The 23,978-nt window shown below is 66.1% G+C and carries 28 protein-coding genes, 1 tRNA gene and 1 CRISPR repeat array; of the genes, 15 read left to right on the top strand and 14 right to left on the bottom strand.

All coding sequences use genetic code 11. The features are described 5' to 3' along the window. Positions 1–20: 20 nt before the first annotated feature. The 3 genes from DKG74_RS03255 to DKG74_RS21620 are packed head-to-tail and all read right to left on the bottom strand — an operon-like array spanning position 21 to position 3,340. Positions 21–698 carry a LuxR C-terminal-related transcriptional regulator gene (locus tag DKG74_RS03255; protein ID WP_109902507.1) on the bottom strand — a complete coding sequence of 226 codons (678 nt, stop codon included), beginning with the start codon at positions 696–698 and terminating at the stop codon, positions 21–23. Beyond that, positions 695–2,920 carry a sensor histidine kinase gene (locus DKG74_RS03260; RefSeq protein WP_109902509.1) on the bottom strand — a complete coding sequence of 742 codons (2,226 nt, stop codon included), beginning with the start codon at positions 2,918–2,920 and terminating at the stop codon, positions 695–697. The genes DKG74_RS03255 and DKG74_RS03260 overlap by 4 nt, the downstream gene beginning before the upstream one ends. Before the next feature lie 60 nt (positions 2,921–2,980). Next, a complete protein-coding gene (locus DKG74_RS21620) occupies positions 2,981–3,340 on the bottom strand; it encodes a response regulator (RefSeq protein WP_165837500.1) in 360 nt (119 codons plus the stop codon). Positions 3,341–3,542: 202 nt separating this feature from the next. Between DKG74_RS21620 and DKG74_RS03270 the strand changes: the two genes are divergently transcribed. Further along, entirely contained in the window at positions 3,543–4,313 is a 771-nt protein-coding gene (locus DKG74_RS03270; protein ID WP_207779208.1) for a sulfotransferase-like domain-containing protein, read from the top strand. Between the two features lies 1 nt (position 4,314). Then, entirely contained in the window at positions 4,315–5,226 is a 912-nt protein-coding gene (locus tag DKG74_RS03275; RefSeq protein WP_109902515.1) for an aminotransferase class IV, read from the top strand. A 125-nt stretch (positions 5,227–5,351) separates the two neighbouring features. On the opposite strand, the gene DKG74_RS03280 is transcribed toward DKG74_RS03275, so the two are convergent. Further along, on the bottom strand, positions 5,352–6,962 hold the full coding sequence (locus DKG74_RS03280) for a GMC family oxidoreductase (protein WP_109902517.1): 1,611 nt from the start codon (positions 6,960–6,962) through the stop codon (positions 5,352–5,354). Positions 6,963–7,058: 96 nt separating this feature from the next. Between DKG74_RS03280 and DKG74_RS03285 the strand changes: the two genes are divergently transcribed. The 4 genes from DKG74_RS03285 (at position 7,059) to DKG74_RS03300 (ending at position 8,899) form a co-directional block, all read left to right on the top strand. Further along, positions 7,059–7,388, top strand: coding sequence for a DUF2834 domain-containing protein (locus DKG74_RS03285; RefSeq protein ID WP_109902519.1), 330 nt, complete (start codon positions 7,059–7,061; stop codon positions 7,386–7,388). Between the two features lie 45 nt (positions 7,389–7,433). After that, on the top strand, positions 7,434–7,895 hold the full coding sequence (locus DKG74_RS03290) for an EF-hand domain-containing protein (protein ID WP_109902521.1): 462 nt from the start codon (positions 7,434–7,436) through the stop codon (positions 7,893–7,895). 63 nt (positions 7,896–7,958) lie between these two features. Continuing rightward, positions 7,959–8,540 (top strand): hypothetical protein, encoded by a 582-nt coding sequence (locus DKG74_RS03295; protein WP_109902523.1) that lies wholly within the window; start codon positions 7,959–7,961, stop codon positions 8,538–8,540. Continuing rightward, positions 8,537–8,899, top strand: coding sequence for a hypothetical protein (locus DKG74_RS03300; protein ID WP_133251481.1), 363 nt, complete (start codon positions 8,537–8,539; stop codon positions 8,897–8,899). The genes DKG74_RS03295 and DKG74_RS03300 overlap by 4 nt, the downstream gene beginning before the upstream one ends. Before the next feature lie 2 nt (positions 8,900–8,901). Here the strand turns inward: DKG74_RS03300 and DKG74_RS03305 are convergent, their stop codons facing one another. Beyond that, on the bottom strand, positions 8,902–9,363 hold the full coding sequence (locus DKG74_RS03305; protein ID WP_109902527.1) for a low molecular weight protein-tyrosine-phosphatase: 462 nt from the start codon (positions 9,361–9,363) through the stop codon (positions 8,902–8,904). A gap of 285 nt (positions 9,364–9,648) precedes the next feature. On the opposite strand from DKG74_RS03305, the gene cas9 reads away from it, so the two are divergent. The 4 genes from cas9 (at position 9,649) to DKG74_RS03325 (ending at position 15,929) form a co-directional block, all read left to right on the top strand. Beyond that, complete coding sequence (gene cas9 / locus DKG74_RS03310; protein ID WP_109902529.1) at positions 9,649–12,837, top strand: type II CRISPR RNA-guided endonuclease Cas9; 3,189 nt, start codon at positions 9,649–9,651, stop codon at positions 12,835–12,837. Next, positions 12,818–13,726 (top strand): type II CRISPR-associated endonuclease Cas1, encoded by a 909-nt coding sequence (cas1, locus tag DKG74_RS03315; protein ID WP_109902531.1) that lies wholly within the window; start codon positions 12,818–12,820, stop codon positions 13,724–13,726. Before cas9 ends, cas1 begins: the two co-directional genes overlap by 20 nt. Continuing rightward, entirely contained in the window at positions 13,719–14,096 is a 378-nt protein-coding gene (gene cas2, locus DKG74_RS03320; protein ID WP_243404003.1) for a CRISPR-associated endonuclease Cas2, read from the top strand. The genes cas1 and cas2 overlap by 8 nt, the downstream gene beginning before the upstream one ends. 75 nt (positions 14,097–14,171) lie before the next feature. Further along, positions 14,172–15,594: direct repeats of the CRISPR family, unit length 36 nt; unit sequence AGTTTAGCGGTCTGGTGACTGGGGGCCAACCGCAAC. Between the two features lie 68 nt (positions 15,595–15,662). Continuing rightward, positions 15,663–15,929, top strand: coding sequence for a hypothetical protein (locus tag DKG74_RS03325; RefSeq protein WP_109902535.1), 267 nt, complete (start codon positions 15,663–15,665; stop codon positions 15,927–15,929). A gap of 57 nt (positions 15,930–15,986) precedes the next feature. Here the strand turns inward: DKG74_RS03325 and DKG74_RS03330 are convergent, their stop codons facing one another. From DKG74_RS03330 to DKG74_RS03355, 6 genes are all read right to left on the bottom strand, one after another. Then, positions 15,987–16,352, bottom strand: coding sequence for a tRNA-binding protein (locus tag DKG74_RS03330; protein ID WP_109902537.1), 366 nt, complete (start codon positions 16,350–16,352; stop codon positions 15,987–15,989). 70 nt (positions 16,353–16,422) lie between these two features. Next, the gene (locus tag DKG74_RS03335; protein WP_109902539.1) at positions 16,423–16,860 is read right to left on the bottom strand and encodes a phasin family protein; all 438 of its coding nucleotides are present in this window, start codon (positions 16,858–16,860) and stop codon (positions 16,423–16,425) included. 113 nt (positions 16,861–16,973) lie between these two features. Next, positions 16,974–17,420 carry a phasin family protein gene (locus tag DKG74_RS03340; RefSeq protein ID WP_109902541.1) on the bottom strand — a complete coding sequence of 149 codons (447 nt, stop codon included), beginning with the start codon at positions 17,418–17,420 and terminating at the stop codon, positions 16,974–16,976. A gap of 64 nt (positions 17,421–17,484) precedes the next feature. Then, the gene (locus tag DKG74_RS03345; RefSeq protein ID WP_207779209.1) at positions 17,485–18,123 is read right to left on the bottom strand and encodes a TetR family transcriptional regulator; all 639 of its coding nucleotides are present in this window, start codon (positions 18,121–18,123) and stop codon (positions 17,485–17,487) included. Positions 18,124–18,188: 65 nt separating this feature from the next. Then, positions 18,189–19,031, bottom strand: coding sequence for a pyrroline-5-carboxylate reductase (proC, locus tag DKG74_RS03350; RefSeq protein WP_109902545.1), 843 nt, complete (start codon positions 19,029–19,031; stop codon positions 18,189–18,191). Between the two features lie 24 nt (positions 19,032–19,055). Beyond that, positions 19,056–19,553: a type III secretion system chaperone family protein gene (locus DKG74_RS03355; RefSeq protein WP_109902547.1), complete on the bottom strand. Its 498-nt coding sequence runs from the start codon at positions 19,551–19,553 to the stop codon at positions 19,056–19,058. 330 nt (positions 19,554–19,883) lie between these two features. On the opposite strand from DKG74_RS03355, the gene DKG74_RS03360 reads away from it, so the two are divergent. Beyond that, positions 19,884–19,958, top strand: a tRNA-Gln gene (locus tag DKG74_RS03360). A gap of 36 nt (positions 19,959–19,994) precedes the next feature. Here DKG74_RS03360 and DKG74_RS03365 read toward each other — a convergent pair. The 3 genes from DKG74_RS03365 to DKG74_RS03375 all read right to left on the bottom strand — a co-directional run bounded on the left by DKG74_RS03365 (position 19,995) and on the right by DKG74_RS03375 (position 21,308). Beyond that, positions 19,995–20,135 carry a PIN domain-containing protein gene (locus DKG74_RS03365; RefSeq protein ID WP_207779210.1) on the bottom strand — a complete coding sequence of 47 codons (141 nt, stop codon included), beginning with the start codon at positions 20,133–20,135 and terminating at the stop codon, positions 19,995–19,997. A 181-nt stretch (positions 20,136–20,316) separates the two neighbouring features. Next, the gene (locus DKG74_RS03370) at positions 20,317–20,544 is read right to left on the bottom strand and encodes a hypothetical protein (protein WP_109902549.1); all 228 of its coding nucleotides are present in this window, start codon (positions 20,542–20,544) and stop codon (positions 20,317–20,319) included. 95 nt (positions 20,545–20,639) lie between these two features. After that, complete coding sequence (locus tag DKG74_RS03375) at positions 20,640–21,308, bottom strand: XRE family transcriptional regulator (RefSeq protein WP_109902551.1); 669 nt, start codon at positions 21,306–21,308, stop codon at positions 20,640–20,642. A gap of 166 nt (positions 21,309–21,474) precedes the next feature. On the opposite strand from DKG74_RS03375, the gene DKG74_RS03380 reads away from it, so the two are divergent. The 4 genes from DKG74_RS03380 to DKG74_RS03395 form a co-directional block, all read left to right on the top strand. After that, positions 21,475–21,807 carry a helix-turn-helix domain-containing protein gene (locus DKG74_RS03380; protein ID WP_109902553.1) on the top strand — a complete coding sequence of 111 codons (333 nt, stop codon included), beginning with the start codon at positions 21,475–21,477 and terminating at the stop codon, positions 21,805–21,807. A gap of 1 nt (position 21,808) precedes the next feature. Then, positions 21,809–22,276 (top strand): hypothetical protein, encoded by a 468-nt coding sequence (locus tag DKG74_RS21415; RefSeq protein ID WP_133251482.1) that lies wholly within the window; start codon positions 21,809–21,811, stop codon positions 22,274–22,276. A 296-nt stretch (positions 22,277–22,572) separates the two neighbouring features. After that, positions 22,573–23,037, top strand: a complete 465-nt coding sequence (locus DKG74_RS03390) for a DNA transposition protein (RefSeq protein ID WP_109902557.1) — start codon at positions 22,573–22,575, stop codon at positions 23,035–23,037. Beyond that, positions 23,034–23,978: hypothetical protein (locus DKG74_RS03395; RefSeq protein ID WP_207779211.1), on the top strand; the 945-nt coding region annotated here is incomplete at its 3' end. The genes DKG74_RS03390 and DKG74_RS03395, both read left to right, overlap by 4 nt.

Here is a 23,978-nt window from a genome sequence, read left to right on the forward strand (position 1 = left end):
GAACAGGGGTATTCAGGGGGTCAGACCAGGCCGCGCCGGGCCGCCTCCAGCGCCGCTTCGGCCCGCGACGAGACCTGCAGCTTGCGATAGATGCTCTTCACATAGCCGGCCACCGTCTGGTCGGCGAGACCGAGCACGCCCGCCGCCTCGCCGACCCGAAGACCCCGGCCGATCAGTTGCAGCACCTCGATTTCCCGCTTGGTCAGGGCGACCTCGTCGAGCATCGGCGCCGGCATCGCCGTGGGCGAGGACACGCGGAAATGACCCAGCATCCGCCGCGCGATGGAGGGCGACAACGGCGGCTCGCCCTGACGCATCCGGCGCAGATAGCGGCCGAGGACACCAGCATCGAGATCCTTGAGCAGATAGCCCTGCGCCCCGGCGGCCAGCGCCTCGAACAGATGGGCATCGTCGTCGAAGATGGTTGTCACCACCGGCATCACCCTTGGATAACCCCCGGCGAGCAGATGCAGAAGCTCGATACCCGAGCCGTCCGGCAGCGCGAGATCGACAAGCGCGATGGCCGCGCTTTCCGCCTGCAGATGGCCGGCGATCCAGCCCCGCGCCGCGCCCAGGGTCTCGAAGGCATGAATGTCGATGCCCGGAAAGGTCTCGTGCAACACCGCGACCAGGGCGGCGCGCGTGTCCGGCTGATCCTCGATCACAAGGCCGAGGCGATAAGGGCCATCCGGCGTCACGCGGCGCCCGCCTTGGCGTGCAGCGGAATGGCGAGCGTGACCCGCGTTCCCGCCTCCACCGGCGGAAAGTCGATCCAGCCGCCGATGTCCCTCATGCGATCGGAGAGGTTGCGCAGGCCATTGCCCGAGCCCTTGCCACCAAGACCGACCCCGTCGTCGGCGATGCTGGCCCGCAGTCGCCGGTTATCCCAGTCGATGGCGACGGAAATGCGCTGTGCGCTGGCGTGGCGCAGGCAGTTGCTGATCACTTCGCGCACCGCCGACACGAGGTGGCGGTACAGCGCGTAATCGACCATGACCTCGGGCAATTGCGCCTCGTCCGCCAGCGGCCAGTCGAGGGCGAGGCCCGCCGCCTCGACCCGTTGCGCTGTCTCGTGCCGAAGGTCGGCAAGGACCGACGACAGCGGCAGCCGGTCCCCGGCGAGGGCGCCGGCAATGGTCCTGATGTCGGCGATGGCCTCGCGCAGGATTTTCCGTGTCTCGCCGATATCGCCGCGATGCAGGCCCGACAGCAGGCGGGCGCCGACATCGTCGTGCAGATCGCGGGAAATGCGCTGCCGCTCCTCGGTCGCGCCCCGCTCATAGGCATGGCGCCCCACTTCGGCCTCGGCCAGCAGATGGGTGATCTGGCGGGCAAGGCCAAGATGAACGGGCGAGAACAGCGAGCGCCCGCCGAAGGGATGGCGCAGCATCAGCGCCGGCCCGTCGGCGGTCGGCGGCAGCCGCATTTCGGTGCCATCGTTCAGCAGGCGGACAGTGCCGACCGGATCGCGGATCGACTGGACCTCGAGCGGATCGAACAGCCGGACCAGCAGCTTCTGCCAACGCCCCGCCCGCTCGGCCGGAGAAGCGGAAAAGGCGACCTCGACCACAGCACGGAACAATTCCGCTTCCGGCATCCGCTTTCGCGCCACCGTGCGCCGCCACAGGTAATCGCGCAGCGGCAGATAAAGGAAGGCGACAAGGATGAGCGAAAGACCCAGCGACGACTCGTGACCGAGCTGCAGCAGATAGATGAGGCCGGCGTCGAGCAACAGCATGGCGAAGACCGCGCCGCCATAGAACAGCACCCGGAATGACCATTCGCCGATGGCGAACAGCCGGTAGCGCCGAAGCCCGAGCGCGATGCCGAGATAGATCAGCAGGAAGAAGCCGAAGGCGTAACCCTGGGACATCACGGGTTCGAATCCCGACAGTGCCGGGGCCGCGATCACCAGGATGAAACAGCCGGCACCGATCGAAATCGTCAGCCCCAGCCAGCGCAGCGCCGCCCGCGCCGCCGCGTCGCGCCGGGTCGCGAACCATTGGGTGGCGACAAAGGCGACGATCATCGCCATGGTCGCCGCGATGGGGACATAGCGCAGCAGGCTCTGGTTCTCCGGCACCCGCAGCACGTCGAGCACGACCACGGGCACCAGCACGGCTGGAATGGCCAGCAGGAGCGCGGGCCGGACCAGCGGCCTGGGGTAAAGCAGGAACAGGGCCATGGCTGTGCCGCCGAAGCCGAGCGAGCCGACGAAATTCAGTGCCGAGAGGACGCGGAACAGGTCACTGCCGATGGCGAGTTCGCGCGAACTGTAGATCGCCGCCGCATGGGCCGACAGCACCATGGCGATACCGCTGATCATGAACAGGCGGGGCGGCCAGTCCCGCGGCCGGATGGCATAGACCCAGCCGCAAATCAGCAGCGACCCGGCGCCAGTCAGCAATTGCACCCAGAAATCGGCCGGAAGATCCTGCAACGGCCGGTCGGTGGGGCGCACCGTCACGACCTGCCCGCCGTCGAGACCGATGGCGATCTCCCCGCCATGCAGCATGGCGGACAGCTGATCCTGGCGGTGCAGGAAACGCTCCACCTCGGCATAGGTGCCGAGGACGTCGGGTTCGTGAATGATGTCGCCGGCTTCGAGGGCGATCGGGGCGCCGGTCGCACCGCGCAGGGTGACCACGCGACTGCCCGGCCGGATGGCGGCGCCGGGTCCATCTTCAGTGACCTCGGTGACGACGACGCCGCCGTCGGCCGTTTCGCCGAAGCGAAGCCCCAGCCACGGCTGATGAAGCGAAAGAACGAGGGTGACGACGATGGCGGCAAGGCAGAGGCCGACGATGCCCAGCATGTAAAGCGCCGGCCTATGGGCTGCCCCTGCAACGGATTCAGCGGACGACAGCACCGGGGCCTCGGCCCCCTCGACATGCTCCGCCCCGACGGACATCGACTTCATGCCCTTGTCTTACAATGAATTTTCCCTCATGGGCAGGGTCTAGAAGGCCTTGCCCCCGCCTTAACTGGCGAGGGCGCTGCGCACGGTTTCGACCAGCTCCTCGGAAGCGACCGGCTTTCCCAGAATATGGGATGTCAAGGGGCGCAGATCGTCCATCGACTGGGGCGCATTGGCACTGACCACGACGACAGGCACGCCAAGATCCTGTACCAGATGCCTCGTGGCGTGAACGCCGTCGATATCGCCCTTCAGCCGGATGTCCATCAGGGCGAGATCGGGCCTCTCCTCGGCGGCGAGGCGCATGGCGACGCGGGCGTCGTCGACCGGGCCGATCACTTCGTAACCGGCATCGGTCAGCACGGAATCGAGATAGAAGGCAATGAAAGCCTCGTCCTCGACCACCAGAATGCGTTGCGCCATCTTTGCAGTCCCGTTAGTCCGGCCGCACTGGCCGTCGCTTGCGGGATGAAATGCGGCGAAGCTGCGGCAAGTTCCCGTCCGCCCGACGCACGCGCCCATGTGTTGCACGCAAACCTCACTTTCCCGTCCCCGCGGGGGTGGAGCGCCGGGCCGGACTCGGCAATACTGCCGCCATCGCCCACTGACGCCGGTGTCCTCCGACTTGTCCAGCGAACCGACTTCCGCCCTCCCGCTGCGCAATGCCCCGCTCCGCATTGCCATGTGGTCCGGTCCCCGCAACATCTCGACCGCCATGATGCGCGCCTTCGAGAACCGGGCCGATACCACCGTGGTCGACGAGCCGCTCTACGGTCATTACCTGGCGGCGACCGGGATCGAGCATCCGGGCCGGGACGCGATCGTCGCCGCCATGAACTGCGACTGGCGCGCGGTCGTGCGCGACCTGACCGAAGCCCCCATCGCCCGTGGCACCGTGCATTACCAGAAGCACATGACCCACCACCTGCTGCCGGTCATCGACCGGGGCTGGCTCGACCGTGTGGTCAATTGCTTCCTGATCCGCGATCCGGCGGAAGTCGTCGCCTCCTATCTCGAGAAGCGCGACAGCGTCAGCCTCGCCGATATCGGCATCCGCGAGCAGGCGGAGATTTTCGAGCGTGCGGCCGACCGGCTCGGCCAAGCCCCGCCGGTGATCGAGGGGCGCGACATCCAGGCCGATCCCCGCGCCTTGCTGACCGCGCTTTGCGCCGCCATCGGCATTGCCTTCGATCCCGCGATGCTGTCCTGGCCCGCCGGCCGCAGGGCGACGGACGGGGTCTGGGCCCCGCACTGGTATGCCGCCGTCGAAGCCTCCACCGGCTTCGCCCCGCCCAGCCCGGCGAAACCGCCACCGCCCGGGCATGAAGCCCTGATCGACGAAGCCCGCCCCTATTACGAGCGCCTGCGCGCCCACCGCCTGACCGGAGCAGCATGACATGTCCATCGGCAGCCAGTCCTACGCCGACGATCCGCGCAACGAGACCGTCCTCGTCCATGTGAACGGGCAGCTGGTGCCGCGGAGCGAGGCCAGGGTCTCGGTCTTCGACGCGGGCTTCGTGCTGGGCGACGGGGTGTGGGAAGGCTTCCGGCTGGTGCGTGGCCGCGTCGCCTTCATGGAACGCCATCTCGACCGGCTGTTCGCCGGGGCCCGCGCCATCGACCTCGACATCGGCCGCAGCCGGATCGAACTCGCCGCCGCGCTTTACGAGACCGTGGTCGCCAACGACATGGTCGACGGCGTGCATATCCGCCTGATGGTCACGCGCGGCCTGAAGAAGACGCCGAACCAGGATCCGCGCATGACCGTGGGACCGGCCACCCTCGTCATCGTCGCGGAATGGAAGGAGCCGGCCCCTGCCCTGTTCAAGCGCGGCCTGCACCTCGCCTCGACCCCGATCCGCTGCACCCCGGCCGATATGTTCGACATGCGCCTGAACAGCCATTCGCGCCTGAACCTGATCATCGCCCTCAACCATGCCATCAAGGCAGGCGCGGACGAGGCCCTGATGCTCGACCCGCAGGGCTTCGTCTCGAGCTGCAACGCGACCAATTTCTTCATGGTGAAGCGCGGCGTGATCCTGACCTCGACCGGGGACTACTGCTTCAACGGCATCACCCGGGCCCATGTCATCGAACAGGCGCGCGCCAACAACATCCCGATCGAGCTGCGCAATTTCACCCTGTCCGATGTCGCCAACGCCGACGAGGCCTTCGTCACCGGCACCTTCGGCGGCGTGACCCCGGCGACCAAGCTGGACGGCAAACCCATCGGCACCGGCAAGCCGGGACCACGGACGGAAGCCATGGCGACCTTCTACAAGCGCCTTCGGGACGCCGAAGGCGCCTGAGTTCTGGCGGCAAAGGCCGCCGGGTTACAAGCGTCTTCGGGACGCCGAAGGCGCCTGAGTTCTGGCGGCAAAGGCCGCCGGGTTACAAGCGTCTTCGGGATGCCGAAGGCGCCTGACCCCGCCCGTCAGGCTGCGGCCCGGACTGCCGGGGCCGCCCGGCCGAGGATCATGTCCGCCGCCTTTTCCGCGATCATGATCGTCGGCGCGTTGGTATTGCCCGAGACGACATTCGGCATGATCGAGGCATCGACGACGCGCAGGCCCTCGATGCCGTGCACTTTCAACTCGGGCGAGACCACGGCCATCGGATCGGTGCCCATGCGCGCCGTGCCCACCGGGTGATAGGCGGTTTCCGCCTTGGCCCTGATGTAACGGCGGATCGCCTCGCGGCTCGAGCAATCGGGGCCGGGCCGGACTTCCCGCCCGCGATAGCCATCGAAGGCCCTGGCGGCGAAAATCTCGCGTCCGATCAGGATGCTCTCGACCATCACCTCGAGGTCTTCCGGCGCCTCCAGGTAATTCGGCTGGATGAGCGGCGCGGCCAGCGGATCGGCCGAATGCAGGCCGAGGAAGCCGCGCGAGGCCGGCCGCACCGGATAGAAATCGAGCTGCGAACCCTTGCCGCCCAGATGCTGGCGGCCATGATCGACGGCGAGGCTGGACAGGAAGAAACCCTGCAGGTCCGGCGCCTCCAGCCCCGGGCGGGACGAGGCATAGACCCCGGATTCGAAACCGTGGCTCGCCCCCGCGCCCTTCTTGGTGAAGACATATTTCGCCAGCGTGCGGATCTGGCCCCAGGGCGTCAGCAGCTCGTCGTAAGAAACACCGGCCGGGCAATCGTAATAGAGCCCGATGCCGAGGTGATCCTGCAGGTTCCGCCCCACCCCCGGCAGGTCGAGGACGACGGGAATGCCGTGGCGGCGAATCTCCTGCCCCGGGCCGATGCCGGAGAGGAGGAGGAGCTGGGGCGAATTCACCGCCCCACCGGACAGGATCACCTCCCGCGACGCCCGCACCACCTCGCGCCGGCCGCCTCGGGCGATCTCGACCCCGGTGGCGCGGCCGCCCTCGACCAGCACCTTTGTCGCCTGCGCCCGCGTGATCACGGTGAGGTTCGTCCGCCCTTCGGAGGCGCCGAGGAAGGCGCGCGCGGTCGACCAGCGGCGGTTGTTCTTGCAGGTTCGCTGATAGACGCCGACGCCATGCAGATGGTCGCCGTCGTTGAAATCGGCGGTATGGGGCAGCCCGGCTTGCTTGCCCGCCTTGATGAAGACATCGACGAGGGGATTGGGTTCGGCGAAATCCTGCACGTTCAGGGGGCCGCCCTGACCGTGCGACGCATCCGCCCCGCGCTCGTTGTGTTCGGAGCGCATGAAATAGGGCAGCACCTCGTCCCACGACCAGCCACGACAGCCGGCCTGCGCCCAATTGTCGTAATCGGAACGGTGGCCCCTTATATAGACCATGCCATTGATCGCGGAGGAGCCGCCGAGCACCTTGCCGCGCGGCCAGAACAGGCGCCGCCCGTCCAGATGGGCCTGCGGCTCGGTCTCGAAATGCCAGTTCACCGATTTGCCGCCGACCAGCACCTTCATGCCCGTCGGCATGTGGATGAAGGGATTCCAGTCCTTGCCGCCCGCCTCCAGCAGAGCGACCTTCACGGCGGGGTCGGCCGACAGGCGATGCGCGAGGACGCAGCCGGCGGAGCCCGCGCCGACGATGACATAGTCGTACATGTTTCCTCTCCCCCGCCCTTGTCGATGCAGGCGGTTATTGTGATTATTCGTCACATTCTGCCGCAGGAAACGAGAGCGCGGCAAGGGGAGAGAAACATGAACGACGGTCTCTACAAGGCGGTGCTGGTTTTGCTCGGTCTCGGCTTCGCCGTGGCCTTCGCGGTCATCTGCCTGCCGCCGCTGATCGCGAACCCGGATATCCTCGGCGCGCTCGGCCAGGGGTTCGTCAATCCCTATTCGACCGGCTATTCGCTCGACGTGCTGACCTGCTGGGCCGTGCTCGCCGTCTTCGTCCTGTGGGAGCGGCAGACGCTCGGCATCCGCCATGGCTGGATCGCCCTCGCGCTCGGCGTCGCGCCGGGTGTCGCCACCGGTTTCGCCTTCTATCTGCTGCTGCGCGCCCACGCGCTGCGCGGCAGGGCTTGATTGGCGGGGCTTGACCGGCGGCGGCGGCGGGCAGATGGTCGGGGCATGATCATTCGCGCCCTGCCCCTTCTCGGCTTCCTCCTCGCGACGCCGGCCCTGGCCGCCAATCCGCCTCCCGGCGGCAGCGTGCCGCTTGGCCTGCGCCTGCTCTTCGTCGCCGTCGACCGCAACGCCGACGGGCGGATTGACGATGCCGAGGCGGATCAATTCGTCGACCGGCTCTTCGCCGCCGCCGATACCAATGGCGATGCCCGGGTCAGTCTGGCCGAAGCCCTGGCCTTGCAGGAAAAGCTCGCCCCCGGCGCGCAGAGCCGGAAACAGGTGAGCGCGCAGTTCAAGCGCCTCGACCTCAACCGCGACGGCGTCCTCGACGGGCGGGAAGCGAACAAGGCCGCCCTCGCCCATTTCGCCTTTCTCGACACCGACAAGGATGGCGCGGTCACGCTCGCCGATCTGGCCGGCCGCGACCTGACCGCCCCCGACCTCGGCACGCTGTCCGCGCGCTGAAGCCCCTTGCCTCACCCGCCGGCCGGCCACAATCTGCGGCTGTCGCGATCACGGAGGGGCCGCATGAGAAACCACATCCTGGCCCTGCTGGCCACCGTCCTGCTCGCGGGCTGCGCGGCCGCGGACGTGCCCGCCACCGATGATCCGGCCGTAAAATTGCAGCAGGCCCGTCAGCTGTTCAGCGTGGAAGGCCGCCCGGCCCAGGCGGAGCGCCTGATTCAGGAAGCCATGGCGACCTATCGGGAGAGCGGCGATGCGCAGGGTCTCGCCCTCGCCCACCGCGAATACGCCTATTTCCTCAGCACGCCGGGCACCGATGCGATCATCGCCAATCCGGGCGGCGCGCAGGCCCCGGCATCGCCCGAGCGTCTGAAGCGGGCGCTGGGCGAAATGCGCGAGGCCAGCACGCTCTTTGCCCAGCTGAATATTTTCGACCGTCTGTCCAACACCGCCATGGGGGAAGCGCGCATCGAACATGATCTGGACGACACGGCCGCCGCGTGCGCGTCGCTGACCCGCAGCCTCGCGGCGAGCGATAAACAGACCGCGCTCCATCCCGACCGGAAACCCAATCTGCCGCCGGGCATGAACAGTTTCGCCGATCTGATCGGCCACTTCCGCAAGGAATACGGTTGCCCGCCGTGACCCGCCGCCCCCGCCTGATCGAGATCGCCCTCGTCGCCGCGCTGGCCTTCGGCACCGTGGTCGTCGCCCTGGCGGCGCCGCTGATCGACTGGTCGCGGCTGCCCGGGCGGGCCAGCGTGCGGCCGGGCTATGTCACGATCTATCTGCCGCCGGCGCAGATCCGGGGCATCGACATCGGCTTCGCCCCCCTGCCCCTGCCCGCCCCCAAGGACGAGGCGGACTGGCAGCGACTGGAGGCGGATACCGCCCTGCCGCGCCTGTTGCGGAACGGCGCCGTGGCGGCGCTGGTCGGCGGGGTGGCCGGCTTGCCGCTTCTGCTGATCCTCGCCCTGCGCCGCATCCTCCGCAGCAGGGCCTGAGGTCAGGCGCCCCGGATCAGGCGCAGCAGGCCTTCCGCCCCGGCGCAGACATCGGCCCAGGCGATTTCGAAATCGCGCTCGCCGCCATAATAGGGATCGGCCACCGCTTGGCCCTGCCGCCCCGGCACGTGATCGAGCAGCAGCGACAGAAGTGCCCCTCCGTCCGCCGGGCGCAGCCGGCGCAAGGCGGCGAGATTGTCATGGTCGAGGGCGACGACGTGGTCGAAGCGCCGGAAATCCCCGGCCGTGACCTGCCGCCCGCGCAAGGTCCCGATCTCGACGCCATGGCGCCGCGCCACCGCCTGCGCCCTCGGGTCCGGCGCCTCGCCGACATGCCAGCCGCCGGTGCCGGCGGAATCGACCGTCACCGCCACCCCGTCCCGCGCCGCCAGATGGCGCAAGGCCCCCTCGGCCAGCGGCGAGCGGCAGATATTCCCGAGACAGACGAAAAGCACGGATGGCACGAGGCAGGCTCCCCTGATGGCGCAAGCCCGGCTTAACCGCCGGACCGGTCCCGATCAAGCCCGGAAGTCATGCCCCCAAAACAAGAAGGGGACAGGCCGCAGCCCGTCCCCATTTGGTGCCTGTTCGGCTTGTTAACGGATGCCCCCAGTCACCAGACCGCTAAGGAATTTCAGGTGTTTGGCCAACCATTAATCGACAGTGAGACGAGTTTTCCACTTTGACCTGTGGCTGTCAACCGGCACGCTGGGGGCACGGAAACAAGAACGACAACCGGAAGACGATTCATGAGCGCTGCCCGTCCCTACCGCCTCGGCCTCGATCTCGGCTCCAATTCCATCGGCTGGTTCATGGTCTGGCTCGATGCCGTGGGCGAGCCGGTCGAACTCGGCCCCGGCGGGGTCCGCATCTTCCCCGACGGGCGGGACGAGCGTTCGCGCGAGTCGAATGCCATGGCACGGCGTCTGGCGCGGGGAATGCGGCGGCGGCGCGACCGTTTCGTGCGGCGGCGCACCCGGCTGATGGCGGCGCTGATCGAGAGCGGGTTGATGCCGGCGGAAGCAGCGGCGCGGAAGGCGCTGGAGCCGCTCGACCCTTATGGCTTGCGGGCGGCGGCGCTCGCGGGGCCCCTGCCCCTCGGCCAGATCGGCCGGGCGATCTTCCACCTCGACCAGCGGCGCGGCTTCAAGTCGAACCGCAAGTCCGACAAGGCCGACGGCGAATCCGGCCTGATCAAGCAGGCGGCCGGGCGGCTGGAAGAGGCGATGAAAGCAGCAAACGCCCCCAGCCTCGGCCATTATCTGGCGGGGCGGAAGGCGGCGCGGCTGCCGGTGCGTACCCGGATGCAGGGCAGCGGCGCCAAGGCGTCCTATGATTTCTATCCGATGCGCGACATGGTCGAGGCGGAGTTCGAGGCGATCTGGGCGGCGCAGGCGCCCCATCATCCCGAGATGACGGCGGCGGCCCATGACCGGCTGCACCGGCTGATCTTCTTCCAGCGTCCCCTGAAGCCGGTGCCGGCCGGCAAATGCAGCCTGTCGCCCGCCGTGGCCCGCGACGATGCAGAGGGCTTCCGCTGCCCGCGCGCCCATCCGCTGGCCCAGCGTTTCCGCATCTGGCAGGAGGTGCGCAACCTGCGTGTCCAGATCGCCGGCCAGGCCGACCGCGCCCTGAGCATCGAGGAGGGCGACCGTATCGCCCTCGCGCTTCTGGGCTCGAATGGCGTGTCCTTCGACAAGATGCGCGCCTTGCTGAAACTGCCGTCCGGCAGCCGCTTCAATCTGGAAAGCGAGAAGCGCAAAGAGTTGAAGGGCGACGAGACGGCCAAGTGCCTAGTGAACGGCAAGCTATTCGGCAAGGCCTGGCGCGCGTTTCCCCTGGAGCGGCAGATCGAGATCGTCACCCGCCTGATCGAGGAGGAGGACGAGAGCCGCCTGATCGACTGGCTGCGGGCGGAAACCGGCGTCGATGCGGAGGTGGCGGAGAAGATCGCCGGCACGCTGCTGCCCGACGGCTATTCCCGCCTCGGCCTGCGCGCGATCAAGGCGATCCTGCCCGAGATGGAAAAGGGCCTGCCCTATGACAAGGCCTGCATCACTGGCCTCGGCACCGCCCATTCGCCCCGCCCGACCGGGGAGCAGCGGGACCGCCTGCCCTATTACGGCGAATGGTTGCAGAACGAGGTGATGGGCAGCGGCGAGCCGTCGGACCCGCCGGAGAAGCGTTTCGGCCGCCTGCCCAACCCGACGGTCCATATCGGCCTTGGCCAGTTGCGTCGCCTCGTCAACGCGCTGATCGAACGCTTCGGCCCGCCCGCCGAAGTCGTCGTCGAGATGACGCGGGAATTCCGCTACTCGCCCCAGAAGCTGAAGGAGATCGAACAGGAGCAAGCCAAGAACCAGCGGCGCAACGATCTGCGCCGCGAGGAATTGACGAAGTTGGGTCAGGCGGTCAATCACCGCAACCTGCTGAAACTGCGCCTGTGGGAGGAGTTGAACCGCAACGATCCAGCCGACCGCCATTGCCCCTTCAGTGGCGAGCGGATTTCGGTCGAGACCCTGCTGTCCGACGCGGTGGAGATCGAACATCTGATCCCCTTCCAGATCAGTTTCGACGACAGTCCGGCGAACAAGACCGTGGCCATGCGCTATGCCAATCGCCACAAGGGCCGGAAAACGCCCCATCAGGCCTTCGGCAACAGCCCGACGATCGAGGGCAAATCTTACCTCTGGTCGGACATCGTGGCCCGCGCCGCGCTTTTGCCCCGCAACAAGCGCTGGCGCTTCGCCCCCGACGCGCTGGAACGGGCGGACCGGGAGGGCGGCTTCCTCGCCCGGCAACTGAACGAGACCGGCTGGCTGGCCCGCATGGCCAAGGATTACATGGGCGCGGTCTGCGACCCCAACAAGGTCTGGGTCATCCCCGGCCGATTGACCGCGCTCATCCGGGCGAAATGGGGCCTGAACTTCTCCGACGCCAAGGACCGCAACGACCACCGCCACCACGGCATCGACGCGCTGGTCGCCGCCCTGACCAGCCGCAGCCTGCTGCAAGCCATGGCCTCGGCCTTCGTCGAGGAGCAGGACCGGATCATCGTGCCGGAACCCTGGCCGGGCTTCCGCGACCAGGTGCTGCGCTGGCGGAACACGATGACCGTCTCGCACAAGCCGGAACACGGCACCGCCGGCCGCCTGCACGAGGACACGGCCTATGGCCTCGTGCGCGATCCGGCAGCGGAAGGGGGCAAGAACCTTGTCTACCGCAAGGCCTTCACCAGCCTGACCGAGAAGGAAATCGGCAATATCCGCGACCGCCGCCTGCGCGACATGGTGGCGGTGTATTGGGCGACCGCCAAGGCATCGGGCATCAAGCTCGACCAGGCCCTGCAGGATTTCGCGGCCGAAGTACGCGACCGCGACCCGCATGTCCGCGACGGCATCCGCCACGTCCGCCTGCTGAAGCCCGAGAAGGCGGACTATCTGGTGCCGATCAAGGGGCCGGACGGCGTGCCCTACAAGGCCTATGCCGCGGGCGAGAATGCCTTCATCGACATTCTGGAGACGGCGGACGGCCGCTGGATCGGCGAGGTGACCACGGTCTTCGCCGCCAACCGCCCGGATTACCGGCAGGCCTGGCGTGACGATGCCGGCCTTCGTTTCATCATGCGGGTGTTCAAGGGCGATTTGCTGCGCATCGAAATCAATGGCCAGCACAAAATCGTAGTCGTGAGGCGTCTGGAGCCTTCCAGCAGTGAATTGCGAATGGCAGATCATTTCGAGGCTGGAAAATTGGCTGACCGACACGCAAATCCGGATGACTCCTTTGAATGGATACGTAAACGATACTCGGCACTAAAACACATGAACGCCGAACGGGTGCGAGTGGACGAACTCGGCACGATCTGGCGCATCCCGCCGGAAGAAGGCCTGCGCCACATCCTGAACCGGGAACAGCGCGATGATCGGCCGCGTCGTTGAAATCGCGAGTGACGGCCGTTTCCTCGCCCTCGACCGGGGGTTCCTGACCGTCTCGGACAAGGGCGAGGAGGTGGGCCGCGTGCCGCTGGACAGTATCGCGGCCGTGGTCGCCAATGCCCATGGCCTCGGCTTCACCAACAACATCCTCGTGGAGCTGTCGCGGCGGGGCGTGCCCGTCGTGCTGTGCGGGGCCCATCACCGGCCGGAGGCAATCGTCTGGCCGGTGGAGGGACACCATCAGCAAGCGGGCCGCATCGCCGACCAGATCGCCGCCTCCCTGCCCCTGAAGAAGCGCCTGTGGGCGCAGGTGGTGAAGGCGAAGATCCTGGCCCAAGGCGCCAGCCTCGCCGCCGTCGGCGCCCGTCACGGCGGCTTCCAGCTGCTGGCGGCGAAAGTGCGCAGCGGCGATCCCGACAATGTCGAGGCCGAGGCTGCGCGGCGCTACTGGCCCCTGCTGCTGGGGGCCGACTTTCGCCGCGACCGCGATGCCGCGGGCGCCAACGCCCTGCTGAATTACGGTTACGCCGTGCTGCGGGCAGGCATCGCCCGGGCGGTGATGGCGGGCGGCCTGCATCCCTCCCTCGGCCTGATGCACGCCAACCGGGGCAATGCCATGGTCCTCGTCGACGACCTGATGGAGCCATTCCGCCCCATCGTCGACATCGAGGTCTGGCGCCTGCTGCGGGCCGGCACGGCCGAGGTGGACCGGGAGGCCAAGGCGGCCCTCGCCCGGGTGATGATCCTGGACCTGCCGACCATCGAAGGCACCAGCCCGGTGATGACCTGTGCGGAGCGGCTGGTCGCCTCCCTCGCCCGCGCCTTCGCCGGCGAGGGCGACCGCCTCGCCCTGCCCCTGCCCCGCCTGCCGCTGGAGGGATGGGGTGAATGACGCCCGCCCACCCCCGCCAGCTCCCCCCGCGCCGGCCCCGGGCGCGCTCAGCGGCTATCGCATCATGTGGCTGATCGTGCTCTTCGACCTGCCCGTGCTGACCAAGCCGGAGCGGAAAGCGGCGACATCGTTTCGCCACGCCCTGCTCGATCTTGGTTTCGAGATGAGCCAATATTCGGTCTATCTGCGCTTCGCTGCCGGCAAGGAACAGGCCGATGCCCTGTGCCGCCAGATCGAAGCCGCGATGCCGCGCAGCGGCAAAGTCCACGTCGTGCAGATCACCGACCGGCAATACGAGATGATCCGCACCTATCGAGGAAGGAAACGTGAACCCGGTCCGAAAAATCCCGGTCAGCTCACCCTGTTCTGACCCCGAGTCGCGCCGTGCGCCAACCCGGCCAGACACGAAAAAAGGCCTTGTTTCCAAGGCCTTGATCCGTAGTCCAGTTTAGCGGTCTGGTGACTGGGGGCCAACCGCAACTGCAGGGTTCTCATATACGCGCACGCGCGAAGTTTAGCGGTCTGGTGACTGGGGGCCAACCGCAACACAGATCGCCCGCTATATCGACGACCCCAAAGTTTAGCGGTCTGGTGACTGGGGGCCAACCGCAACCTCGGCCATAGTCACTTCTTCTCCAGGGGTAGTTTAGCGGTCTGGTGACTGGGGGCCAACCGCAACAGTATATGCCCGGCACTGCGTCGCCGTGCAAGTTTAGCGGTCTGGTGACTGGGGGCCAACCGCAACCCGGTCACCTACGTCGTCAATACCGACTACAGTTTAGCGGTCTGGTGACTGGGGGCCAACCGCAACGCGCGACGTGAGCGAGATGATCTCGGGAGAAGTTTAGCGGTCTGGTGACTGGGGGCCAACCGCAACAACCCAGCCCGGCATGTTCTCGTAGCGGGTAAGTTTAGCGGTCTGGTGACTGGGGGCCAACCGCAACCAAGCAGGAGATCAGGAGGCCATCCGAACTAGTTTAGCGGTCTGGTGACTGGGGGCCAACCGCAACCCAATGGGTGGGCAGATGGATTTTGATGGGAGTTTAGCGGTCTGGTGACTGGGGGCCAACCGCAACAAGATCATCGAGCGGTCCTGGTGGGCCGGAAGTTTAGCGGTCTGGTGACTGGGGGCCAACCGCAACGGATTTCCTGGCCGATCTTGGCCAGGGCCGAGTTTAGCGGTCTGGTGACTGGGGGCCAACCGCAACAACGGAACGGATTGGGCGCCAAAATCGGCAAGTTTAGCGGTCTGGTGACTGGGGGCCAACCGCAACCGGTAAACCCTTTTTATAGTTAACAAACTAAGTTTAGCGGTCTGGTGACTGGGGGCCAACCGCAACATCGCCGCATCGCGCTGCGCGTTCAGTTGGAGTTTAGCGGTCTGGTGACTGGGGGCCAACCGCAACCTGATAGCCATTCGGGCGCGACATCAGCACAGTTTAGCGGTCTGGTGACTGGGGGCCAACCGCAACTCACAGGGCGACGGCTGGGCGCGTCGAGATAGTTTAGCGGTCTGGTGACTGGGGGCCAACCGCAACTGCAGGGCCGTCGGCGGGGAGGAGAGGGACAGTTTAGCGGTCTGGTGACTGGGGGCCAACCGCAACTTCATCTTGCTCAACTTCCGATTCCCGGCCAGTTTAGCGGTCTGGTGACTGGGGGCCAACCGCAACGGACCTGGCCGAGGGTCGCAGCGTCGGTATAGTTTAGCGGTCTGGTGACTGGGGGCCAACCGCAACGACGCTCATTCGGCAATAAGCCCGGAGTTTAGTTTAGCGGTCTGGTGACTGGGGGCCAACCGCAACCTGGTACACCATCGACATCTCGAAGGTCGAAGTTTAGCGGTCTGGTGACTGGGGGCCAACCGCAACGAGCTGTTGAAGCGAGCGATCCTCTTCGTCACGCACGAGGATATGGCTGCCGAGCAGGGGTAAGGAAGGTGCACCGCCTGCTCACGCTCGCCAATTTCGAGGGCAAGCTCTACCGGGGCTTGATGATGGTGAAGGAAACGACAAGCGGCCGGTTCCTGTACGAGCAGGCGCTGACGGAATGGCAGGAAGTCGGAGCCAGCGGCATTGGGTACAGGGCGGCTTCGACCCCCGCGGAGGTCTCGTCCCTGATCACACCGGCTCCGGAGGTCAATCTGCGTTCGCTGGCATCCGATGTAAAGATCAATTTTTCGCGCGGCACCCCCCCCAGCCTGTAGTTCAGCGATCCGACGAATGGGGGCCAACCGCAGGCGAACTGCCCCCTCGCCCTTGCCTCAGAACAATCGGCCGCCGTTGGGGACGTCGCGTTCGGGGGTGACGAGGACGACGGCGCCGGTCTCGTCGGGCAGGCCGAGGACGAGGACTTCCGAGATGAAGGGGCCGATCTGGCGGGGCGGGAAATTGACGACGCCGAGCACGCGGCGGCCGATCAGGCTTTCGGGTGTGTAATGCACCGTGATCTGGGCCGAGGATCGGCGCAGGCCGATCTGCGGGCCGAAGTCGACCGTCAGCTTGTAGGCGGGTTTCCGGGCGGCGGGAAAGGCTTCCGCGGCGACGATGGTGCCGGCCCGAATGTCGAGCTTCAGGAATTCGTCGAAACTCGCGAGCTCGGTGCTGGTGGATTGTTGATCCGCAGGCATGACAGGCAGCTCTCCACCGATACACAAGGCGCGGGACGCGGGCAGCCCGAGGGGGCCGCCCGCAGGCGCCTTACTTGTCGCCCTTGGCCTTGGCGGTCAGGGACTTCAGCTCTTCGATCGAATCGGTGACGCGCTTCTGGATCACGTCGAAGGCTTCGGAATTGGCCTTGGAGGTCATTTCCGCCAACTCGCGCATGTTGGCCAGCGCCGCCTCGAACGCCTTCTTCAGCACTTCGGGGGCGACCTTGGCGTCGGACGGATTGCCCGACATGACGTTGCGCAGCACGCTCGCCGCCTCGGTCATGGTCTCGCGCATGATCTCGACCTGGCGCTTGGCCACCGCCTGGAAGCCCTCGAAGGCGATGCGGTTGGCCTGGGTCAGCGCCTCGATGTTCTTGCGCGACGAGGCAACGATCGAATCGAGATCCACGTTGGGCAGCTTCAGATCGCCCGCGAATTTCTTCACGTCGAAATTGAAGAACGGGAATTCAGGCTTCTCGGAGGCCATAACGAATCCTTTCGTCGGAGGCGACTGTGCCGGTGTGACGTGGGCGAGGCTGGACTATATCCGCCGCCATACCGCGACTGCACAAAAATCGACGGCGGCGCACAATAACACAATTATTCCTTCTTTTCCCGCATCCCCTTCAACTCGGTCAGCGTCGCCTTCATGCGCTCGTTGATCAGGGACAGGGCTTCGCCATTGGCCTTGGACGCTGCCTCGGCCAGATCCTTCATGTTCTGGACCGCCATGTTCAGCGCCATCTTGGCGATTTCGGTCGAGGACGGGCCTTCGGCGCCGCTGTCTTCGCCGCTCTTCTTCGCTTCGCGCTTGGCCTTGATGGCGGCCTGGGCCATGTCCATCGTGTTCTGGAAAATCTCGACCTGGCGGCGGGCGAGGCTGGTATAGCCATCGGTCACGGAACGCTGGGCGGCGATCAGCGCGTCCATGTTGCGACGATTGGTCTCGATGAGCTGGCCGACGTCGACGCTCGGCAGGCGGAAGCTGCCGAGCAGCTTGCCGACATCGAGCCCGAGCAGGTTGGAATTGGTCTTTTCGTCGCTCATCGGCTTCCGTCCTCCGTTTGTCGCCCCGAGTCGTGGGGATTTATTTATTTACTATAGCCGAGCGTCATGTCGCGTCGATTGCGGAACTGCGACGGAACAGCCCGGACGGGAGTCGGCGCAGCAGCGCCTCCGCCTGTTTTGTCCGCCGGTCGAGCGCGACCATGGTGCGCGACAGATCGGCGCTGTCGTCGGCGAGAAAGACCGGCACCACGGACAGGAACATGGCCGCGACACCGCCCCGGCAAAGCCAGCCCGGCCCATCGGGATCGCCGTCGCCCAGATGCGCCGCGCGCGCCATCCACGCCATCGAGCGCGCGAGGCCGGGCAGCCGCGCAAGGGCGGTCAGCGGCGCGCGCCGCTCCGCCGTCAGGATCGAGGCGAGACCGGGACGGTAAGGCGCCAGCGCCTCGAAGCGGCGCATCAGCACATCGAACAGGCGGTCGCGCAGCGGCTCGGCGGCGAGGCTGACGTCGTCACCGGCCAGAACCGCGCGGTCGATCATCGCCATGAAGGCTTCGAGCACAGCCTGCCGGCTGCCATAGCGAGGATAGAGCGCGGCTAGCTCGACCCCCGCCCGGCGCGCGATCAGGGCGAGACTCACCCTGTCCCACGGCCCTTCGGCGGCAAGGGCGAGCGCGGCCCGCGCGAGACGGTCGCCGACATCGGCCCCCTCTTCCGCGTCGCATCCGCCCTGCTGGTCCATGGCCATCCCCTTCGTCATGCTGCGCAGCATGACCGGGAACAGCGGCGAATTCCAGCGCCGGAATTTCAGCCCGCAAGTTCGCGCGAACGCGCCGTGGCGGCTTCGATCGCGCGGTCGAACAGGGGCTGCAGGCCGTCCGCCGCCATCAGCACGTTCAGCGCCCGCTCGGTCGTGCCGGCCGGGCTGGTGACATTGCGGCGCAGCTGATCGGCGGGCTCGGACGACAGGCGGGCCAATTCGCCCGAGCCCGAGACGGTCTGCCGGGCAAGGCGCATGGCGAGATCGGGCGAAAGGCCCAGCTTCTCGCCCGCCTTGGCCAGAACCTCGATCATCAGGAAGACATAGGCCGGCCCACCGCCCGAAAGCGCGGTGACGACGTCGATCAGCGCCTCGTCCTCGACCCAGCCGATCTCGCCGACGGCGGCGCAAAGACGGCCAGCCAGGTCGCAGTCCATGGCGCCGGCGGCCCCGCCGGCAACCAGCACGGTCATGCCCCGGCCGACCGCGGCCGGCGTGTTGGGCATGGCGCGGACGACCGGCGTGCCGGCGCCGAAGGCCCCCTCGAACAGGGCAAGCCGCTTGCCCGCGGCGATGGACAGAACGAGGCTGCGCGGCCCGGCGATGCCGGCGAGCACGGGCAGGACCTTGTCCATGGTCTGGGGCTTCACCGCGACGACGATGGCCGCCGGGTCGAGCCCCGCCGGCACCTCGTCGAGGCTGGACAGCACGGTAATGCCCCGGGCGGCCAGCGCGGGCGCGCCCGCCGGCTCGACCACGAAGGCCTTTTCGGGCGACAGCCCCCGGGCCAGCCAGCCCTCCAGCATCGCCCCGCCCATCTTGCCGCAGCCGATGAGCAGCAGCGGCCGGTCCAGCGCGAAGCCTTGAGCCGGCGCAGCTTCACCCGTCATGTCGAACCCCTGTCGAGAAAACGATCAGGCCTCGCCCATCGTCTCGATCATCGACGCGGCCAGGGCCTCCTGCGCGCTCTTACCGCCCCAGAGGACAAATTGGAAGGCCGGGTAGAAGCGTTCGCAGGTTGAAATGGCGATGTCGATCAGTTCTTCGCAGACACTGACCGAGACATCGTCGCCCATCAGGCTGGCGTGGCGGTAGAGCAGCGTGCCGTCGTCCGACCACAGATCGAAATGGCCGAGCCAGAGCTGCTCGTTGATCAGCCCCATCAAATGATAGATCTCGGCCCGGCGCGCCGGCGGCACGCGCATGTCGAAGGCGAGGGTCAGCTGCAGCGCCCGCTCGGGCTCGCGCCAGGAAAAACCGAAATGGTAATCGCACCAGGAGCCGTTCACGGCGACCGAAAGCTCGCCATCGCCGGCACGATCGAAGGGCCATTCGTTGGCGGCGACGATCTGCTCGATCACGTCGATCGGGTCGACGCCGGACTGTTCGTGTTCGGACAACAGCATTCCCATGGCCCTACTCCTCGTGCTGAGCGGCCGGACGGCGTGCCATCCGGCGGTGCGGACTAGATCAGAATGTGGGAGTCTCTTGTGCATTGCCACATAAATACCGCCCGCCGATCCGGTGCCCGGGGCATCCGGCATATATTGTGGGTCGGGTCTGCGGCATCCACCATGGATAAGAGGCTGCCCAAGCCCGCGATTCGGGGCAAGGCCGTATACCCGAGCGAGGCGCTAAACTTTGATGACGGCGGCGGACTTCACCGTCCGGCTTGCACATCGGGGCGCGAATCCATATGTTCCCGCCACTCGCGCGACCGGGCTTTGGCCTCGCGGTCCTGCTGGGGCGTCGCCAAGTGGTAAGGCAGCGGTTTTTGGTACCGCCATTCGGAGGTTCGAATCCTCCCGCCCCAGCCAGCAAGCCATGAACGGCGAGGCCCTCGTCCATAGGCGCTACGCCTTGGCCCAATCCTCCAGTCTCAAACCGTCCACGCGCGCGAATTCCGGCGTGTTGTTGGTCACCAACAGGCAGTCGGCGGCAAGGGCATGGCCGGCGATCAAGATGTCGTTACCGCCGATGGGCGTTCCCTTCATTGTTAGGCGACACTTTGGATGAGCACACCGGGGATCCGGGATTTGCCGGGATATTCGGGGACCAGGTGGGACGCCACCCGGAATTCTCCATTATAAATCAATGGCATTCAGAAAAAATTTGTCCGCCAACAGCGTGTGCTCAAGCAAAGCGTCGCGACGTTTTGAAATTGCGCTATCGGGTCTAGAGCGGGTTGCCCAGGTGATCCGTCAGCCTAATGATCGAGCTCGCCGTGGGCCTGCCGCTGTCGAAGATCGCGACGTCGCACTGCGCAATGCCCCGGAGTGGAACGCCCATTCGATTTTTCGCGTCGAAGGTTATTTCGTACACGGCATCGCGGCCGATGGACGTCCTCTCCGAGGAGACTTCCTTCACATCAAGAAATTCAACAGATGAGGGGGAGACAGCCATCTGCCGAATTTTATCCTTGCAGTCTGAAACCCCGCCATCGAGGTCGCATCCACACAGAATAAGAGCGAATATTAATATAAATTTTTTCATTTTCCCTATCTCGCCTTATGGCCCCACCACACAACCTGCCCAATAACTTGAATTTCAGTGGATGTGTTGTGGTCTATCTCCTCTGGGTCATAATCTTTGTTGTCAGAAATAAGTTTGATGATGCCAGAAACGGATAATTGTATCCGTTTCACCAGAAGAGTTCCCGCCACCGACAGCGCGTAAATCTTGCCGTTCGTAAGCAGTCGGTCGGTAATATCAATCAGCATCTCGTCGCCGCTACTGATCGTTGGCTCCATGCTGTCACCCTCGGCTTGGGCCATAATTAGGTTCTTTGGCGACCGACCCGTGACGCGACGCACCCAATCCTCCGGCAGCTTAACATCTTGGCTCCATTCATTTTCCGGCGGCAGAAGACCTTTTCCCGCTGAAAACTGGGCATCGTAGAGGGGGATGGCTCTGGTTGCCGGTGCATCAAGTTGTGGTTGGCTCACTGGTGCGGGCATTGGCGCCGCCGGGGTGCCCGTTATCAACCAGGCAATATCGCAACCTAGTTCAGCAAGTCGCTGAAGATACGCAAATTTCGGCGTAGACGAGCCAGATTCATAGCTCTGGAATGTCCTGAACGGCACGCCAATTTTCGCGGCCATTTCCTGCTGAGTTAGGCCTAGGGCCTCTCGAAAGGCCCTAATTCTATCCCCGGCGTTCACGGGCATGAAAGTGCGAACACAATGTTCGCACTTCCCTTCGCGGTTCGCGCTTTCTGGAATGCATTTGTCACCAATGACTTACGCTGTTTTTCGCGTATCGAGGTCATGGGCGAAAGTGCGAACGCTAAAATCGGCGTTGACACGCTAATTTCGGCGCGCCAATCTCCTTGGCATGACAAACAAGCGTCCAAGGCTAGACATCCCCAAAAAGCCCGCCGAACGGCGGGCGTGGATCCAGTATCGTCTGCGGCTCATCGGCTCGAACTTCCGCGCCTTGGGGCGGCAGTTGGGCGTCAGCCAGCAGGCGGTGTCATACGCAGCGGCGGGCTACCCCTCACTGGCCATTGAGCAGGCGATCGCCAAGGCGATCGGCGTGCCTCACCAGGAGCTGTTTCCCGAACATTTCGACGATGCAGGGGGGCGCATACCCCTTGCCCGTACAAGGCAACGCAAGCCTACCCGCGCCGCGTCGCAGCGCAATGTCGAAAGTTCGGAGGCCGCCTGACATGACAAGCAATCGGAACGAGAAGCCGACCGAGGCTGCGATCGCCGCGATCGAGGCTGTCGTCGAGAAGTTGGCCCGCGCCTGCCTGGATGCGGCCTATGTCCATCGAGCGGCAGTTGAGGCCGCGCAGGATATGGGCGTGGCCAGTGCTCTAGCTCTGCTTGAGGCCGAGCGGGCGCATCATTCGGCCAGGCGAGTGATGCACGGCGCTTGCCTGTGCCTCGTCGCCGTGAAGGCCGGGGAGGAAAGTAGGAGCAGCGAGGCGCAAGAAAACGAAGCCGAGCGCAACGGGCAGATGCGCGCGGTCATTTGGTCGCCGATGTCATCTACGAAAGGCGGGCAGGCTGCACTGGCGCAGCAGCGAAATCTGGTCGATCGCGCCCTGCAGAGAGTCAAATGCGCGCGGCGTCGGTCGATTGAATCTCTCGCTGAAGAAGCGAAATCGCCCGACCAAGGACGATCCGCTTGATGTCCAGCAGCGTCATATCCGGCGGCACGATCAGCAAAAGTTGGATGCTGATCTCTTGGCCCAACTCGTCCTGCGCCCAGTCAGAGAATGAAATGGTCACGGAAGTTCTTGGGTCGTCTGTTTGCCGCGGCCGAGGCGCTACCATCATCACCGACAATTCCAAATCCGGGTACATGCTTTCCTCCATCGACTCGGTCTCGCAACCGTCGATGGTAGGGGCCGGCCGGGCCGGCGTCACCTGCTTCCCTGCTCCCCCGCAGGTGGTGCCGGCCCGTGTCGCGCGGAGGGCCGCCTGAATGGCGGCGCGAGGCCATCGCGACCCTCGGCAGGGCGATCTGCTGGGCTGGGAGCCGCCGGCCCTGGTCGAGCGCTATGACGAGCGGCGGGTGCGGGCAGGATCGTTGCGCGGTCAGATCGCGCGGGCCGTGGCCGAGACGCTGACAGACAGTGAGCTGGACCGGGATGAGATCGCCCGGCGGATGTCGGACTACCTGGGCGAGGATGTGTCTCGATCGATGCTGGACGCCTACGCGAGCCAGGCCAAGGAAGATCATACGATCAGCTACGTTCGGCTGGTCGCCCTGGTCGAGGTGACGGGCGACCCCCGGCCGCTGCAGCTGGCCGCCGAACTGACGGGACGGGCCGTGATCGAGGGGCGGTATGTCCACGCGATCCGGGCCGAGATGATCCGTGAGAAGCGCGAAGAGCTCGACCGCGAGGAGAAGTCCGCCCGCCGCCTGTGGAAGGGGGCACGGCGATGAAAGCGGGCTACGTCACGATCGGGATGGTGGCCGCGGCTCTGATCATCTCCAAACGAGCTGCAGAAAAAAGGGCTGATCGCGAAGGGTGGCGCTATGACGAGGCCCCGATCCGGGGTGGTCGCCGCCGCCTTTATACCGTTTCCGCCCTCCCCCGCGAGATCCAAGATGCCCTGTCTCGCCACCAGATCGAGGCCGTGCAGGCCGAGCTCACCGCCAAGGGCGTGATCAAGGACAAGTCGGCGGCACCGGCGCCGGCGGCCCTGGTCGCGGCCGAGAAGATTTCGGCGACGCCGAAGGCCGAGCAGCGCCGGGACGGGCGGCTCGAGCTCTATCACGCTTACGTCGATTATCGGCTGGCCGCCGGGGCCTCCGACCGGCAGGCGATGCCGTCCTTCGCGACGCTGTGGGTCCACGCCGCCTCGGCGATCAAGGCCGGGCAGCCGCTACCCGCCGCGCTGCCCGAGGCCATCTCGAAGCAGCCTCGATGGGTGTTCGAGGCCCAACCGAGACTGTCGGTCGCGACGCTGCGGCGGATCGCCGAGGCGGTCAAGAAGGGCGAGATCGGGGCGCTCGCCGGCCGATATGGCGGGCGGGCCGACACCGGGATCATCGACCGTGCCTATGACGGCCGGGCGGTCGAGATCGTGCTCGCGCTGTTGAGCAAGAGCGATCACCTGTCCGCCTATGAGGTCCGGCGCCAGTTGCGCGGCAACCTCGGCGAGGACGCTGTTATGCCTGATGGCCAGGTGGTGCCCTGGCCCAGCGTCAGGCGCTTCCAGGCATGGATCGCCGAGGCGAAGGTGAAGTTCGCCGACGTCCTGATGGCCCTGAAAAACCCGGACGGCTGGCGGAGCAGATACGAATTCGCTTTCGGGGAGCAGCCTGTCGGGGAAGGCCTCAACGACCGCTGGCAGATCGACGCCTCCCCGGCCGATGCCCTG

Source organism: Zavarzinia aquatilis, from assembly GCF_003173035.1.
Classification (GTDB): Bacteria; Pseudomonadota; Alphaproteobacteria; order Zavarziniales; family Zavarziniaceae; genus Zavarzinia; species Zavarzinia aquatilis.